At 69.5% G+C, this 16,643-nt stretch carries 14 protein-coding genes; all 14 read left to right on the top strand.

Annotated features, from left to right (window positions below):
* Nucleotides 1–497 (top strand): polyprenyl diphosphate synthase (gene uppS, locus J5F18_RS19385; protein ID WP_346300146.1); only part of this gene is annotated, 497 nt, incomplete at its 5' end.
* Nucleotides 490–1,290 (top strand): phosphatidate cytidylyltransferase, encoded by an 801-nt coding sequence (locus J5F18_RS19380; RefSeq protein WP_346300145.1) that lies wholly within the window; start codon nt 490–492, stop codon nt 1,288–1,290. The genes uppS and J5F18_RS19380, both read left to right, overlap by 8 nt.
* 10 nt (nt 1,291–1,300) lie before the next feature.
* Nucleotides 1,301–2,491 carry a 1-deoxy-D-xylulose-5-phosphate reductoisomerase gene (gene ispC, locus J5F18_RS19375; RefSeq protein WP_346302270.1) on the top strand — a complete coding sequence of 397 codons (1,191 nt, stop codon included), beginning with the start codon at nt 1,301–1,303 and terminating at the stop codon, nt 2,489–2,491.
* A gap of 39 nt (nt 2,492–2,530) precedes the next feature.
* On the top strand, nt 2,531–3,889 hold the full coding sequence (rseP, locus tag J5F18_RS19370; protein ID WP_346300144.1) for an RIP metalloprotease RseP: 1,359 nt from the start codon (nt 2,531–2,533) through the stop codon (nt 3,887–3,889).
* 161 nt (nt 3,890–4,050) lie between these two features.
* Nucleotides 4,051–6,393, top strand: a complete 2,343-nt coding sequence (gene bamA / locus J5F18_RS19365) for an outer membrane protein assembly factor BamA (protein ID WP_346300143.1) — start codon at nt 4,051–4,053, stop codon at nt 6,391–6,393.
* Nucleotides 6,394–6,452: 59 nt separating this feature from the next.
* The gene (locus J5F18_RS19360; RefSeq protein WP_346300142.1) at nt 6,453–6,935 is read left to right on the top strand and encodes an OmpH family outer membrane protein; all 483 of its coding nucleotides are present in this window, start codon (nt 6,453–6,455) and stop codon (nt 6,933–6,935) included.
* Nucleotides 6,936–6,959: 24 nt separating this feature from the next.
* A complete protein-coding gene (lpxD, locus tag J5F18_RS19355; RefSeq protein ID WP_346300141.1) occupies nt 6,960–7,997 on the top strand; it encodes a UDP-3-O-(3-hydroxymyristoyl)glucosamine N-acyltransferase in 1,038 nt (345 codons plus the stop codon).
* A gap of 104 nt (nt 7,998–8,101) precedes the next feature.
* Entirely contained in the window at nt 8,102–8,545 is a 444-nt protein-coding gene (fabZ, locus tag J5F18_RS19350; protein WP_346300140.1) for a 3-hydroxyacyl-ACP dehydratase FabZ, read from the top strand.
* On the top strand, nt 8,542–9,309 hold the full coding sequence (gene lpxA / locus J5F18_RS19345) for an acyl-ACP--UDP-N-acetylglucosamine O-acyltransferase (protein WP_346300139.1): 768 nt from the start codon (nt 8,542–8,544) through the stop codon (nt 9,307–9,309). Before fabZ ends, lpxA begins: the two co-directional genes overlap by 4 nt.
* Before the next feature lie 74 nt (nt 9,310–9,383).
* On the top strand, nt 9,384–10,574 hold the full coding sequence (lpxB, locus tag J5F18_RS19340; protein ID WP_346300138.1) for a lipid-A-disaccharide synthase: 1,191 nt from the start codon (nt 9,384–9,386) through the stop codon (nt 10,572–10,574).
* Nucleotides 10,571–11,194 (top strand): ribonuclease HII, encoded by a 624-nt coding sequence (rnhB, locus tag J5F18_RS19335; RefSeq protein ID WP_346300137.1) that lies wholly within the window; start codon nt 10,571–10,573, stop codon nt 11,192–11,194. Before lpxB ends, rnhB begins: the two co-directional genes overlap by 4 nt.
* A gap of 203 nt (nt 11,195–11,397) precedes the next feature.
* Complete coding sequence (gene dnaE / locus J5F18_RS19330; protein WP_346300136.1) at nt 11,398–14,904, top strand: DNA polymerase III subunit alpha; 3,507 nt, start codon at nt 11,398–11,400, stop codon at nt 14,902–14,904.
* A gap of 111 nt (nt 14,905–15,015) precedes the next feature.
* The gene (accA, locus tag J5F18_RS19325; RefSeq protein ID WP_346300135.1) at nt 15,016–15,969 is read left to right on the top strand and encodes an acetyl-CoA carboxylase carboxyl transferase subunit alpha; all 954 of its coding nucleotides are present in this window, start codon (nt 15,016–15,018) and stop codon (nt 15,967–15,969) included.
* 275 nt (nt 15,970–16,244) lie between these two features.
* The coding region (locus J5F18_RS19320) for an ATP-binding protein (RefSeq protein WP_346300134.1) at nt 16,245–16,643 on the top strand (399 nt) is incomplete at its 3' end.

Here is a 16,643-nt window from a genome sequence, read left to right as displayed (position 1 = left end):
CGCTCAAGCGTGAGGTGAGCAAGCTTCACCAGAACGGCATCCGGCTCTCGGTGATCGGCGATCTCTCGGCCTTCTCGGACTCGATCCAGAAGCATATCGCCCGGGCCGAGGCCAAGACCCGCGACAACACCCGCCTGCACCTGGTGATCGCCGCCAACTACGGCGGCCACTGGGATCTGACCCGGGCGGCGCGTCGCCTGGCCGAGCGCGTCGCCGCCGGTGAGCTGGCCGCGGAATCGATCGACGAGGCGGCCTTCGCCAGCCAGCTGAGCCTGGCCGGGGTGCCGCCGGTGGACCTGTGCATCCGCACCAGCGGCGAGCAGCGCATCTCCAACTTCGTGCTCTGGGAGCTGGCCTACGCCGAGCTCCACTTCACGCCACGCCTGTGGCCCGACTTCGACGCCGAGGCCCTCGACCTGGCGCTGGCCGACTTCCAGCGGCGCCAGCGGCGTTTCGGCATGACCGACGAACAGATCGAGGCGCAACAAGGTGCTTAGACAGCGCATCATCACCGCGGCCTGGCTGGCGCCGCTGATGCTGGCCGGCCTGTTCGGCCTCTCGGGCGGTCCCTTCGCTCTCTTCACCGCGGCCATCGTGCTGCTGGCCGGCTGGGAATGGACCAACCTGGCGGGCATCCGCCAGCGTGACAACCGGCTGATGCTGGTGGGCGTGCTGGCCATGGCGATGCTGATGCTGTGGCTCAGCGGCGCCGCCCTGATGGCCTGGCCGCTGTGGCTGGGCGTGGCCGGCTGGCTGGTCAACCTCTACTGGGTCACCCGCTACCCCGAGGGCGTCGACCAGTGGGGCTCGCCCACGCGGCGCCTGGCCATGGGGCTCTGGGTGCTGCTGCCCGCCTGGGTCGGGCTCAACGTGCTGCGCGACCTCGGCGCCGCCTGGCTGCTCTTCGTGCTGCTGCTGGTGTGGTGTGCCGATATCGGCGCCTATTTCGCCGGTCGCGCCTACGGACGGCGCAAGCTGGCGCCCCGGGTGAGCCCCGGCAAAAGCCGCGAGGGCGTGGCCGGTGGCCTGGCCGCCACCGCCGCGTTGGCCGTGCTCTTCGCCGGCTGGCAGGGGCTCGGCCTCGGCAGCGGCCTGGCCCTGCTGCTGGCGACGCTGATCGTGACCCTGGTCTCGGTGCTGGGCGACCTGCTGGAGAGCATGCTCAAGCGCTACCGCGGCATCAAGGACTCCAGCCAGCTGCTGCCGGGCCATGGCGGCGTGCTGGACCGGATCGACAGTCTCACCGCGGCCCTGCCGCTCTTCGCCCTGCTGATGCTCGGGGGGCTCTAGGGTGTCGGCACTGGCAGGCGCAGGCCCGCAGGCGGTCACGGTGCTGGGCGCCACCGGCTCCATCGGCACCAGTACCCTGGACGTGATCGCCCGTCATCCCGAGTGCTACCGCGTTCATGCGCTGACCGCCCACCGCTCCAGGGAGCCGCTCCTGGCGCTCTGCCTCGTCCACCGGCCCGCGGTGGCGGTGCTCGGCGACGAGGCCGATGCCAGCTGGCTGCGGGCACGCCTGGCCGAGGCCGGCCTGGCCACCCAGGTCGAGAGCGGCCCGGCCGCACTGGTGGCGGTGGCCGAGGTCGGCGAGGTGGACGTGGTGATGTCGGCCATCGTCGGCGCCGCGGGGCTCTTGCCGACGCTGGCCGCGGTGCGCGCCGGCAAGCGGGTGCTGCTGGCCAACAAGGAGTCCCTGGTGATGTCCGGGGCCCTGTTCATGGAGGCAGTGGCGCGTGCCGGGGCGACCCTGCTGCCCATCGATTCCGAACACAATGCCATCTACCAGTGTCTACCCGTGGAGCACCGCGGCGGCCTGACCCGTCACGGCGTGACCCAGCTTCTGCTGACGGCCTCCGGTGGCCCCTTCCGCGGCTGGTCGCCCGAGCGGCTCGCCGAGGTGACGCCGGCCCAGGCCTGCGCCCACCCCAACTGGTCCATGGGGCGCAAGATCTCGGTGGACAGCGCCACCCTGATGAACAAGGGGCTGGAGCTGATCGAGGCCTGCTGGCTGTTCGAGGCGCGGCCTGAGCAGGTGCAGGTGGTGGTGCACCCCCAGAGCGTGATCCACTCCATGGCCGCCTACAGTGACGGCTCGGTGATCGCCCAGCTGGGCAATCCGGACATGCGCACGCCCATCGCCTACGGGCTGGCCTGGCCGGAGCGTATCGACGCAGGGGTAGCGGCGCTGGATCTCTTCGCCGTGGCGCGGCTCGACTTCGAGGCGCCGGACGAAATCGCCTTTCCCTGCCTGCGCCTGGCGCGGGAGGCCATGGCCGCCGGCGGCACGGCACCGGCGGTGCTCAATGCCGCCAACGAGGTGGCGGTGGCGGCCTTCCTCGAGGGGCGCCTCGGCTTCACCGGCATCGCCGAGCTGGTGGCCCGGGTGCGCGACGCCGAGCCGGTGTCCCCGGTCCGCGATCTCGAGACGGTGCTCGAGGCCGACGCCCGAGCTCGCCAGGCCGCCTCGGCCTGGCTGGCGCGCCGCTGAGGCGTCGCCTTCCCGACCCGACTTCAGGAGGAGACCGAATTGGGCCTTATCCAGAATATCCTGGCCGTCATCGTGGTGCTGGGCCTGTTGATCACCTTCCACGAGTTCGGCCACTTCTGGGTGGCGAGACGCTGTGGCGTCAAGGTGTTGCGCTTCTCGGTGGGCTTCGGCAAGCCGCTCTGGTCGCGCCATGACCGCCACGGCACCGAGTTCGCCGTGGCCGCCATTCCGCTGGGTGGCTATGTCAAGATGCTCGACGAGCGTGAGGCCCCGGTGCCCGAAGGCGAGCTCGACCAGGCCTTCAATCGCAAGACGGTATGGCAGCGCATCGCCATCGTCGCCGCGGGGCCCCTGGCCAACTTCCTGCTCGCCATCGTCGCCTACTGGGCACTGTTCGTGGTCGGCACCACCACGGTGGCGCCGGTGATCGGCAGCGTCGAGCCGGGCTCCCCGGCGGAGCGCGGCGGGCTCACCGCCGGTCAGGAGATCGTCGCCGTGCGCGGCGAGGCGGTGCGCGGCTGGGACGAGATCAACCTCAAGCTGGTGGCGGCCATCGGCATGAGCGGCGAGCTCCGCGTCGACGCCCGCGCCGATGCCGCCGCCGAGCCCCGCGAGTATCGCCTGCCGGTGGAGAACTGGCTGGTGCGCCAGGACCCGCCCCAGCCGCTGCCGAGCCTCGGCGTGACCCCCTGGCGTCCCCCCTTCCCGGCGGTGCTGGGCCAGCTGGTGCCCGGCGAGGCGGCGGACGCCGCCGGTCTGCAGGTCGGTGACGAGATCCTCGCGGTGGACGGCACGCCGGTGGACAACTGGATGCACTTCGTCGATATCGTGCGGGCGAGCCCGGGCGAGGCGCTGACGCTGGAGGTGGCCCGGGACGACGAGCGCCTGAGCCTTGCCATCACCCCCGGTAGCAACGAGCTGGAGGAGGGGGTCACCATCGGCTATATCGGTGCCGGGGTGGCCCCGGTGGCGTGGCCCGAGGAGTACCGCCGCGAGATCCGCTACGGCCCGGTGGCGGCGGTGGGCCAGGCGGTATCCCGCACCGGCGAGATGACCCTGCTGACCGTGGACGCCATCCGCAAGATGCTGGTGGGGCTGATCTCGCCGTCGAATCTGTCAGGGCCGATCACCATCGCCCAGATCTCCGGCGATACCGCCCGGGCGGGGCTGGAGAGCTTCGTCAGCTTCCTGGCCTATCTCTCCATCAGCCTGGCGGTGCTCAACCTGCTGCCGATCCCGGTGCTCGATGGCGGCCACCTGCTCTACTATTTCGTCGAGGTGGTCCGCGGCCGCCCCGTCTCCGAGCAGGCCCAGGCGGTCGGGCTTCGCATCGGCCTGGCGATGGTCGCCACCCTGATGCTGATGGCGATCTATTTCGATCTGATGCGGCTCTGGTAGGCGACGCCTATCGACCAGAGCTGTGCTGAGTGCGGTTCGGTAAGGGGCGCCGGATCAGCCCCGTGTCCTGGCGGGGGCAGCCGCCTTGTCAGCGAGCCGCACAAGTGTATAAGGTGCCTGTCTGGACAGGTTTGGCAGATCAACGCGAGCGAATCGACTGCATGAGAATCAAGACCATCGGACTGGCGGCGCTGCTGCTCATCGGGGCCGGGACGGCCCAGGCACAACCCTTCGACGTTGCCGACATTCGTGTGGAAGGCCTGCAGCGCGTCTCCGCCGCCTCCGTCTTCAATGCCTTTCCCGTCAGCGCTCGCGATCGCGTCGACGACCGGGAGCTGGCTGAGGCGACACGCAGCCTGTTTGCCACCGGCCTGTTCGAGGACATCCGCCTCGCCCGCGACGGCGATGTGCTGATCATCCAGGTGGTGGAGCGCCCGACCATCGGCCGTCTCAATATTACCGGCAACCGCCGGATCGGCGATGAGGAGCTGCGCCAGGGCCTGCGCCAGGCCGGCCTGGCCGAGGGCGAGGTGCTGCAGCTCTCCACCCTGGAGGAGATCGAGCGCGAGCTGGAGGGCGTCTACCAGGGCCAGGGGCGCTACAGCGCCACCATCGAGACCAGCGTGCGCGAGATCGACGAGGGTCGCGTCCAGGTCGACGTGGAGATCAACGAGGGCGCCGTGGCGCGCATCCGCCAGATCAATATTGTCGGCAACCGCGCCTTCGACGACGGCACCCTGCTCGACGTCTTCGAGCTGCGTGACCGCCCCGGACGAATCTTCGGCTGGTTCTCCCGTGACGAGTACTCCCGCGAGGCGCTGGCCGGCGACCTGGAGCGGCTGCGCTCCTACTATCTCGATCGCGGCTACGTCAACTTCAATGTCGAGTCGACCCAGGTCTCGATCAGCCCCGACAAGTCGCAGATCTTCATCACCGTCAACGTCGTCGAGGGCAGGCAGTACCGCCTTGGCGATATCCGCTTCGTGGGTGACCTGCAGATCAGCGAGCGCGAGGCCCGCGACCTGCTGGAAGTGAGATCCGGGCAGGTCTTCTCGCGCAGCGACGTGACCGCCTCCGCCGAGGCCCTGCGCGCCCGCCTGGGCGCCGAGGGCTTCGCCTTCGCCAGCGTCGACGGCATTCCCGAGGTCTCCGCCGACGGCGAGACCGTCGACCTGGCCTTCCGGGTCGACGCCGGCCGCCGCGCCTACGTGCGGCGCATCGAGTTCATCGGCAACACCACCACCCAGGACGAGGTGCTGCGCCGCGAGATGATCCAGCTGGAGGGGGCGCCCGCCTCGACCCAGTCGATCAGCCAGTCGCGCCAGCGCCTGGAGCGCCTCGGCTTCTTCCGCCAGGTGGACGTGGAGACCCGCCCCGTGGCCGGCGAGCCGGACAAGCTCGACGTCACCTACACCGTCGAGGAGCAGCCCTCCGGCTCCATCTCGGCCAGCGTCGGCTTCTCCCAGAGCGCCGGCGTCATCTATGGCCTGGGCCTCTCCCAGACCAACTTCCTGGGCACCGGCAACCGGGTGAATCTCGGCGCCCAGCGCAGCGACACCTTCACCAGCATCAACTTCGGTTTCACCGACCCCTACTGGACCCTGGACGGCATCTCCCGCGGCTACAACCTCTACTACCGCGAGACCGACTTCGAGGACTCCGACATCTCCACCTACTCCACCGACGCCTACGGCGCGGGGATCAACTTCGGCTACCCGATCAACGAGATCACCCGGCTCAACTTCGGCGCCGCGGTGGAGGACCTGACGGTCAAGACCTACAACGACACCGCCCAGGAGATCCAGCAGTACGTGGAGGAACAGGGCGCCGACGCCCAGAGCCTCAAGCTCACCGCCAGCTGGACCCGCAACAACCTCAACCGCGGCATCATGCCTACCGCCGGCAACTACCAGCGCCTGTCGCTGGAGACCGCGGTGCCCGGCAGCGACGCCGAGTACTACCAGCTGCGCGCCCAGGCCCGCCAGCTCTTCCCGCTCGATGACAACCACGACTGGGCGCTGAAGTTCAGCGGCGAGCTGGGCTACGCCGACGTGATCGGCAACGATCCCTACCCTTTCTACGAGAACTTCTACGCCGGGGGGCTGGGCTCGGTGCGTGGCTTCACCGCCAACACCCTGGGCCCGCGCACCACCCCGCCGACCGAGGGCGGCCGCGACCGCACCCTGGGCGGCAACATGCTGGTGCAGGGCAGCGCCGAGCTGCTCTTCCCGCTGCCCTTCATCGAGGATCGCCGCTCCCTGCAGACCTCGCTGTTCCTGGACGCGGGCAACACCTTCCTGAGCTCCTGCTACGACGTCTTCGAGGGCAGCGATTCCAACTGCAGCTCCGGGGTCGACCTGGGTGATCTGCGTTACAGCGTGGGCGTCGGCCTCTCCTGGCTGACGCCGGTGGGGCCGCTGACCTTCAGTATCGCCGAACCGATCAACGACGAGAGCGGTGACGACACCCAGTTCTTCCAGTTCTCCCTGGGCCAGACCTTCTGATCCGGCCGACACGACAGACCACTGCCGGGCCGCATGGGCGGCCCTCCTAGGAGTGAGAGATGCGTAGATTGACCGCCGCCCTGAGTCTCGTGCTGCTGGCCGCCATGACCCTGCCCGCCCAGGCCGCCGAGGTGGCCGTGCTGGACTGGCGCCGGGCCCTGATGCAGACCGATGCCGCCCAGCGCTCCATGAGCGAGCTGGAGAGCCGCGTGGGCAGCCAGCAGCAGCAGGCCCGCAGCCTGGAGCAGGAGCTCAACGCCCTGCAGCAGCGCGCCGACAGCCTCACCGACAGCGAGCGCCAGGAGGCCAATCGCAAGGTGACCGAGCTCAACCGCCTGGCCGGCGAGATCATGCAGGCCCAGCAGGAGGCCGAGCAGCGCTTTCTGCAACAGGCCGAATCCCGCCTGGAACAGGCCGTCGAACAGGTGATCGCCCGCCACGGTATCGATGTGCTGGTGGAGCCCCAGGGCGTGCTGCATGCCAACCAGGACCTGCCCGACCTGACCGGCGAGCTGACCCAGATCCTCAATTCCCTGTTCTGAACCGGCACCCGCGGACCCTTGCCTATGACCCGACGCCACTCTGCAGCCTTCACCCTCGCCGAGCTCGCTGCGCGCCTGGACGCCAGGCTGGTCGGTGATGCCGACCGGCGGGTCACCGGCCTGGCCACCCTCCGTGAGGCGGGCCCCGACCAGTTGGCCTTCCTGGCCAACCGTGCCTACCTCAAGGACCTGGCCGATACCCGCGCGGCGGCGGTGTTGCTGCACCCCCAGCATGGCCAGACCTGCCCGGTGGCCCGCCTGGAGCTGGACAACCCTTATCTGGGCTATGCGGCGCTGTCGCGTCTCTTCGACCCGCTGGCCAGCCGCGCCCCTGGCGGGGTGCATCCCTCGGCGGTGGTGGACCCCTCCGCGAGGCTCGGCGAGCGGGTCGAGATCGGTCCCAATGCCGTGATCGAAGCCGGGGTGAGCCTGGGTGATGACGTGGTGATCGGTCCCGGCTCGGTGGTCGGCGCCGACAGCGCCATCGGCCCGGGCTCCCGTCTGCATGCCAACGTCACCGTCTGCCACGGCGTGGTGATCGGTGAGCGTGCCATCCTGCACAGCGGCTGCGTGATCGGCGGCGACGGCTTCGGCTTCGCCCACGACGGGGCCCGCTGGCACAAGATCGCCCAGCTCGGCGGCGTCGTGCTGGGCGACGACGTGGAGGTGGGCAGCTGCTCGAGCATCGACCGCGGCGCCCTGGGTGATACACTGATCGGCCACGACGTCAAGATCGACAGCCAGGTGCAGATCGCCCACAACGTGCAGATCGGCGACCACAGCGCCCTGGCCGGGTGCGTGGGCATCGCCGGCTCGACGAAGGTGGGTCGCCACTGCATGCTGGGCGGTGGTGTCGGCCTGTCAGGCCACCTGACGATCGGTGACGGCGTGCAGGTGACCGGCATGAGCCTGGTCACCAACTCGATCCTCGAGCCGGGGGTCTACTCCTCCGGGACGGGGGCCATGAAGAACGCCCAGTGGCGCAAGAACGCGGTACGCTTCAAGCAGCTCGACGACATTGCCAAACGGCTGTCGCGCCTCGAGAAGGGGCGCGACGGCTGAGAGCGACGACCGGGGCGCTATAACCCCGGGCCTGACCGGCGGCCTGCGCTGCCGGCCGTGCCCGCCGGGAAGGCGGGCCTCCTGACACTCCAGAGGTTGTGACGATGGTAATGGACATCAACGAGATTCGAGACTACCTGCCCCACCGCTATCCCTTCCTGCTGGTGGATCGGGTTACCGAACTGAACCTCGGCGAGTCCATCGTCGGCTACAAGAACGTCAGCATCAACGAACCCTTCTTCAATGGCCACTTCCCCCACCACCCCATCATGCCCGGGGTGCTGGTGGTCGAGGCGCTGGCCCAGGCGTGTGGCATTCTCGGCTTCAAGACCGTCAACAAGCTGCCCGCCGACGGCTATGTCTACTACCTGGTGGGCAGCGACAACGTGCGCTTCAAGCGCCCGGTGATGCCCGGCGATCGCCTCGAGCTGCGGGCCGATGTAATCCGCGAGAAGCGCGGCATCTGGAAATTCGCCTGCCGGGCCACGGTCGACGGCGAGCTGGCCTGCGAGGCCGAGATCATCTGTGCCGAGAGGAAGGTCGCTTGATCCATCCCACCGCCCTTGTCGACCCCGCCGCGCGCCTCGCCGATGACGTCGAGGTGGGCCCCTTTACGGTGATCGGCCCCGATGTGGCGATCGGCCCCGGTAGCCGGATTGGCCCCCATGTGGTCATCAAGGGGCCCACGACCCTGGGGGCGCGCACGCGCATTTTCCAGTTCGCCTCCGTGGGCGAGGATTGCCAGGACAAGAAGTACGCCGGCGAGCCCACCCGCCTGGTGATGGGCGACGACAACGTGATCCGCGAAGGGGTGACCCTGCATCGCGGCACCGCCCAGGACCGCGGCGAGACCACCATCGGCTCGCGCAATCTCTTCATGGCCTATGTCCACGTGGGTCACGACTGCGTGATCGGCAGCGACTGCATCCTCGCCAACCAGGTGACGCTCGCCGGCCACGTCAAGCTGGGGGACTTCGTGATCCTCGGCGGCCTCTCGGCGATCCACCAGTTCTGTCACTTCGGCGACCACGCCATGGCCGGCGGTGGCTCCATCATCACCAAGGACACCCCGGCCTACGTGTTGATCAACGGCAACCCGGCGCAGCCCCATGGCCTCAACCTGGTGGGGCTCAAGCGCCGCGGCTTCACCCCGGAGGCGCTCAAGGCGTTGGGCGAGGCCTACAAGCTGGTCTATCGCCAGGGGCTCACCGTGTCTCAGGCCCTGGCCGAGATCCGCGCCCGCTTCCAGCTGGCCGAGACCGAGGCCTTCGCCGCCTCCATCGAGCGCTCCACCCGCGGTATCATCCGCTAGCCATGCCCGTGGATGAGCGAGCCGTGGCGGCAGCCCTCGAGAGGCGCCTCGCGCCAGGCGTTGGGGGACGTGCGGTGAGGCGCGTCTACCTGGTGGCCGGCGAGCTCTCCGGCGACATCCTCGGCGCCGGCCTGATGCGCGCCCTCAAGGCGCGCCATCCCGAGGTCGAGTTCCGCGGCATCGGCGGCCCGCGCATGATCGCGGCGGGCATCGACAGCCGCTTCCCCCTGGAGACCCTCTCGGTGATGGGCCTGGTGGAAGTGCTACGGCACCTGCCTGAGCTGATCCGGGTGCGCCGCGCCCTGAAGGCCGACGCCCTGGCCTGGCGGCCCGATATCATGGTCGGCATCGACGCCCCCGACTTCAACCTGGGCCTGGAGCGGCAGCTGCGCGAGGCGGGGCTCACCACCGCCCACTACGTCAGCCCCACCGTCTGGGCCTGGCGCCAGGGGCGGGTCAAGGGCATCGCCCGATCCGTCGACGCCATGCTCACCTTCCTGCCCTTCGAGGCGGCCTTCTACGCCCGCCACCGGGTGCCGGTGGCCTTCGTCGGTCATCCGTTGGCCGACGAGCTGCCGCTCGAGAACGATCGGGCGGCCACCCGCGCCGCGCTGGGCCTGCCGGGGGCGGGCGAGGTGCTGGCGCTGCTGCCCGGCTCCCGGGCCAACGAGATCCGCTTTCTCGGCGCGACCTTCCTCGAGGCGGCCTCGCGGCTGTGCGCCGCCCGGCCGGACCTGCGGGTCCTGGTACCGGCGGCCACACCGCAGCGGCGCGAGGAGCTCTCGGCGCTGCTGGCCGGCTACCCGGGGCTTGCCGAGCGGCTGACCCTGCTGGACGGCCAGGCCCGGGAGGCCATGGTGGCCAGTGACCTGGTGCTGCTCGCCTCGGGCACCGCGGCCCTGGAGGCGATGCTCTGCCACCGCCCCATGCTGGTGGCCTATCGCATGGCGCCTCTGACCCATGCCCTGGCCAGTCGACTGGTCAAGACCGAATGGATCTCCCTGCCCAACCTGATCGCCCGGGAGACCCTGGTGCCGGAGCTGATCCAGGAGGCGGCGAGCCCCGAGGCGATCGTCGCCCGACTCGGCGAGCTGCTCGACGATGCCGAGGGGCGTGCCGCCCTGGAGGCGCGCTTCGCCGAGATGCATGAAGGCCTGCAGCGCGACGCCAGCCGCCGGGCGGCGGAGGCCATCGAGGCGCTGGTGGCCGGCCGGCCGCTGCCGGCGAGCGTGGCGCCCGAGCGGGGCGGGGAGATGGCCTCGTGACCCGACCGGGGGCCCAGCGCGAGCTGCCGCCGCTGGTGGTTGACTACACCGGCGAGCGCCTGGCCGGCGTCGACGAGGTGGGCCGCGGCCCCCTGGTGGGGCCGGTGGTCGCCGCCGCGGTGATCCTGGACCCGGCGCGGCCCATCGAGGGGCTGACCGACTCCAAGGCGCTCTCTGCCCGGCGGCGCGAGGTGCTCGATCGCGAGATCCGCGAGCGGGCCCTGGCCTTCGCCGTGGCGGAGGCCTCGGCGGCCGAGGTGGACGCGCTCAATATCTACCACGCCACCCACCTGGCCATGCGCCGGGCCATCGATGCCCTGGCCCCGGCGGCGGCGTACCTGCTGGTGGACGGCAATCGCCTGCCCGGGCATCATCTGCCGGGGCAGGCGGTGGTCAAGGGCGATGCGCGCCACCCGGCCATCGCCGCCGCCTCGATCCTCGCCAAGGTGGCCCGGGACGCCCAGATGGTCGAGCTCGATGCGCGGCATCCCGACTACGGCTTCGCCCGCCACAAGGGCTACCCGACCCGCGAGCACCTGGCCGCCCTGGCGCGCCTCGGCGCGCTGCCGGAGCACCGCCGCTCCTTCGCCCCGGTCAAGCGCCAGCTGGCGCTGTTCTAGGCCATCGAGTCGCCATCGATAACGAGGAGCGCCGGGGATAGGCCGAAGGGGAGGTCCGATTCCAGGGAAGGAATCGGTAGCGTACAAGGAGGTATTCACAGCGCCTCCCCGCAGGCCTGTCGCCGGGTCAGCTCCGAGCGATACTGCCGGGATAGCCTCGCGCTTCCTGCAATGACCATTCACCGCCAAGCCCCGAGCCCCCTATGACCACGCCCTTCGTTCATCTCCGCGTCCACACCGAATACTCCCTGGTCGACGGCCTGGTGCGCCTCAAGCCGCTCGTCAAGGCGGCGGCGGGGCAGGGCATGCCGGCCGTGGCCGTCACCGACGAGGCCAACCTCTTCGGCCTGGTGAAGTTCTACAAGGCCACCCAGGGTGCCGGGCTCAAGCCGATCATCGGCGCCGACCTGTGGCTCGCCAACCCCCACGACGAGGAGCATCCCTACCGGCTCACTCTGCTGGCCATGAACGACCTGGGCTATCGCAACCTCACCGAGCTGATCTCCCGGGGGTGGACGGAGGGGCAGCGGCTGGGCCGCGCCGAGTTGAAGCGCGACTGGGTGCTGGCCCAGAGCGAGGGGCTGATCGCGCTCTCCGGCGGACGCGACGGCGAGATCGGTCGCCACCTGCTGAGCGACCACGGCGCCGAGGCCCGCGAGCTGCTGGGCGAATGGAACGCCGCCTTCCCCGGGCGCTTCTACCTGGAACTGACCCGCACCGGCCGTCCCCTGGAGGAGGAGTGCCTGCACCTCTCGGTGGCCCTGGCCCTGGAGAGCGGGACCCCGGTGGTGGCCACCAACGACGTGCGCTTCCTCGACAAGGCGGACTTCTGGGCCCACGAGACCCGGGTGGCGATCGGCGAGGGCAAGGCCCTGGACGACCCGCGCCGCGAGCGCCAGTACACCGAGGAGCAGTACCTCAAGAGCCCCGAGGAGATGGCCGAGCTGTTCGCCGACGTGCCCGAGGCACTCACGAACAGCGTGATGATCGCCGCCCGCTGCAGCGTGGAGGTGCGCCTGGGCGAGATCTTCCTGCCCGAGTTCGGGATCCCCGAAGGGATGACCCAGGACGAGTTCTTCCGCAAGGTCTCCCACGATGGCCTCACCGAGCGCCTCGACTTCCTCTTTCCCGCCGAACGCTATCCCCGCGACGGAGCCGAGTACGCCGAGATCGACCAGCGCTATCGGCAGCGGCTCGATTTCGAGCTCGACATCATCATCCAGATGGGCTTCCCCGGCTACTTCCTGATCGTGATGGACTTCATCCAGTGGGCCAAGGACAACGACGTCCCGGTGGGCCCCGGGCGCGGCTCCGGCGCCGGCTCCCTGGTGGCCTACGCCCAGAAGATCACCGACCTCGACCCCATCGGCTACGACCTGCTCTTCGAGCGCTTCCTCAACCCCGAGCGGGTCTCGATGCCCGACTTCGATGTCGATTTCTGCATGGAGAAACGCGACCGGGTCATCGACTACGTGGCCGACCGCTACGGGCGCAACGCCGTCTCGCAGATCGTCACCTTCGGCACCATGGCCGCCAAGGCAGTGGTGCGCGACGTGGCCCGCGCCCAGGGGCGCCCCTATTCCCTGGGCGACAAGCTCTCCAAGCTGATCCCCTTCGAGGTGGGCATGACGCTGGCCAAGGCGATCGAGGCGGAGCCGGCCCTCAAGGAGTTCGTCGAGGCCGACGACGAGGCCGCCGAGATCTGGGAGATGGCCCTCAAGCTCGAGGGCATCACCCGCGGCACCGGCAAGCACGCCGGCGGCGTGGTGATCGCCCCCACCAAGCTCACCGACTTCTCGCCGCTGCTCTGCGACGAGGACGGCTCGGGCCTGGTGGTGCAGTTCGACAAGAACGACATCGAGGACGCCGGCCTGGTCAAGTTCGACTTCCTCGGCCTGCGCACCCTGACCATCATCGACTGGGCCCTGGAGATGGTCGACAAGGTGCGCGCCGTGCAGGACCAGGGGCCGCTGGATATCGACAGCATCCCGCTGGATGACGGCCCCACCTTCGAGATGCTCAAGCGCGCCGAGACCACGGCGGTGTTCCAGCTGGAATCCCGCGGCATGAAGGAGCTGATCAAGCGCCTCTTGCCCGACTCCCTGGACGACATGATCGCGCTGGTCGCCCTGTTCCGCCCGGGCCCCCTGCAGTCGGGCATGGTGGACGACTTCATCAACCGCAAGCATGGTCGCGCCGAGCTCGCCTATCCCCACCCGGACTACCAGCACGAGCTGCTCAAGCCGGTGCTCGAGCCCACCTACGGCATCATCCTCTACCAGGAGCAGGTGATGCAGATCGCCCAGGTGATGGCGGGCTACACCCTGGGCCAGGCCGACATGCTGCGTCGCGCCATGGGCAAGAAGAAGCCCGAGGAGATGGCCAAGCAGCGCACGGGCTTCATGGAGGGTTGCGCGGCCAATGGCATCGACAAGGACCTGGCGGGCAATATCTTCGACCTGGTGGAGAAATTCGCCGGCTACGGCTTCAACAAGTCCCACTCGGCGGCCTATGCGCTGGTCTCGTACCAAACCGCCTGGCTGAAGGCGCACTATCCCGGCCCCTTCATGGCGGCGGTGATCTCCACCGAGATGGACAACCTCGACAAGGTGGTGCCGCTGATCGAGGAGTGTCGCAACCTCGGCCTCACCGTGACCCCGCCGGACGTCAACGTGGGCGGCTACAAGTTCACCGTGGATGACCAGGCCCGGGTGGTCTATGGCCTGGGCGCCATTCGCGGCGTGGGGGAGGGGCCCATCGGCGCCATCGTCGAGGGGCGGGAGGCCGAGGGCCCCTTCCAGGACCTCTTCGACTTCTGCCGTCGCGTCGACCCCAAGCGAATGAACAAGCGCACCCTGGAGGCGCTGATCCGCTCCGGCGCCCTGGACAGCCTGGGGCCCAACCGCGCCGTGCTCGCCGCCGCCCTGGACGACGCCCTCAAGGCCGCCGCCCAGACCCAGGCCAACCAGAGCCTGGGCATGATGGACATGTTCGGCGAGGCCTTCGCCGATGACAGTGAGGCGGGCGGCGACGTCTACGCCGAGTATCGCCGGGTGCGCGAGTGGAGCGACAAGGAGCGCCTGGCCGGCGAGAAGGAGACCCTGGGGCTCTACCTGACCGGCCACCCCATCGACGAGTACGAGAAGGAGCTCGAGCGCTTCGTCTCGACGCGCATCAGCGACCTCAAGCCGTCGCGCGAGCCCCAGCGGGTGGCCGGCCTGGTGGTGGGGGTGCGCACCATGAAGTCCAAGCGCGGCGACACCATGGCCTTCCTGACCCTGGACGACCGCACCGGGCGCATCGAGGCGTCGCTGTTCGGCGAGCTCTATGACCAGCTGCGCGGTCAGCTCGAGGCGGACCAGGTGCTGATCGTCGAGGGGGAGGTCTCCTCCGACGACTATTCCGGCGGGCTGCGCCTGCGCGGCAAGGAGGTCACCCCCATGGTGGCCGCGCGCACCCGCTACGGCCAGGCGGTGGAGCTCTCCCTGGACGGCGCGGCCATCAACGGCCGGCTGGTGGACTCCCTGCGGGCAAGCCTGGACCCTCACCGGGACGCCGAGGGCCTCCCGGTGCGGCTGCGCTACCGCAACGCCGAGGCCGCCGGCTGGCTGGAGCTCGACGCCGCCTGGAAGGTCTCGCCCAGCGACGAGCTGCTGACCGGCCTGCGCGAGGTGCAGGGTCAGGACGGGGTGCGGCTGAAGTACCGCTGAGGCATCGCCTTGCGCGCTACGTTGAGGGTGCGATAATGCCAGCCACTTCATTTTTTCGCGCCGCCTGCCCGCCACGCGCCGGGCGGTGAAACACCACAAGGCCTCCCGCCAATGAATCCCAACTATCTCGACTTCGAACAGCCCATCGCCGAGCTCCAGGCCAAGATCGAGGAGTTGCGCCTGGTCGGCAACGACAGCCAGGTCAACCTCAGCGACGAGATCGAGCGCCTCGAGGAGAAGAGCCGCAAGCTTACCGAGTCCATCTTCAAGGACCTCACCCCCTGGCAGGTCTCGCAGCTCTCCCGACACCCCCAGCGCCCCTACACGCTGGACTACCTCGAACACGTGTTCACCGACTTCGACGAGCTCCACGGCGATCGCCACTTCGCCGATGACGCCGCCATCGTCGGCGGCATCGCGCGCCTCGAGGGGCGGCCGGTGATGGTGATCGGCCACCAGAAGGGCCGCGAAGTGAAGGAGAAGGTGCGCCGCAACTTCGGCATGCCGCGCCCCGAGGGCTACCGCAAGGCGTGCCGGCTGATGGAGATGGCCGAGCGCTTCCGGATGCCGGTGCTCACCTTCATCGACACCCCGGGCGCCTATCCCGGCATCGACGCCGAGGAGCGCGGCCAGTCCGAGGCCATCGCCTACAACCTGGCGGTGATGTCGCGCCTGAAGACGCCGATCATCTCCACCGTGGTGGGCGAGGGCGGTTCCGGCGGGGCGCTGGCCATCGGCGTCTGCGACGAGCTGACCATGCTGCAGTATTCCACCTACTCGGTGATCTCCCCGGAGGGGTGCGCCTCCATCCTGTGGAAGAGCGCCGAGAAGGCCGCCGACGCCGCCCAGGCCATGGGCATTACCGCCGAGCGCCTCCGGGAGCTGGGCTTCGTCGATACCCTGATCGAGGAGCCCCTGGGCGGTGCACACCGCCAGCCGGTCACCACCGCGGAACGGGTCAAGGACGCCCTGCTGGCGAGCCTCGAGCGCCTCGAGACGATGGATACCGATGCCCTGCTGGCGCGCCGCTATCAGCGCCTGATGAGCTACGGCGCCCCTGCCTGATCGGTTAGAGGCTACTGCGCTCGCCAATACGGCGTTAAAAAAATAAGGTTCTTCGCACTTTAGCGTGAACATGTTTGGCAGGTTTTATGGTGGGAGGCCGGCTCTGCCGGGCGAATGGAGGCCGAAGGACTCCCCGGCGGCTGGCGCAAGCGTAAGCAACACCACTGGGGCACCTTCGGCGCCATTCGCTCGGGGAACCCGAGCTCCCACAAGGCAGCTTCACGCTGATCTGCGATGAACCAAATAATCGGCTTAGCTAGGCTGTAGGGTTCTCAATGTCCCTTCAATCCGCAATAGATCGCGCCCTGGCCCAGACCCCGCCGGGGCGTTGTGTCTGGGTGGCGCTCTCCGGCGGGCTGGACTCCTCGCTGCTGCTGGCGCTGGCCGCCGAGGCGTGCCGGCGCCACCCCCGTCCGCTGCACGCCCTCCATGTTCACCACGGCCTGCAGGCCGCCGCCGACGGCTTCGAGCGCCACTGCCGCCGGCTCTGTTCGCGCCTGGGCGTGCCGCTCTTCGTCGAGCGGGTCGCGGTGGATCTCACCGCTGGGCAGGGGCTGGAGGGCGCAGCCCGGGAGACGCGCTACGCCGCCTTTGCCCGCCGCGTGGCGCCCGGTGAGACCCTGTGGCTGGCCCAGCACCGCGACGACCAGGCCGAGACCTTCCTGCTCGCCGCC

The organism is Halomonas sp. BM-2019, from assembly GCF_017584085.1.
The sequence above is the reverse complement of the archived record's forward strand: the minus strand, read 5'-3'. Positions and strand labels throughout refer to the sequence as shown.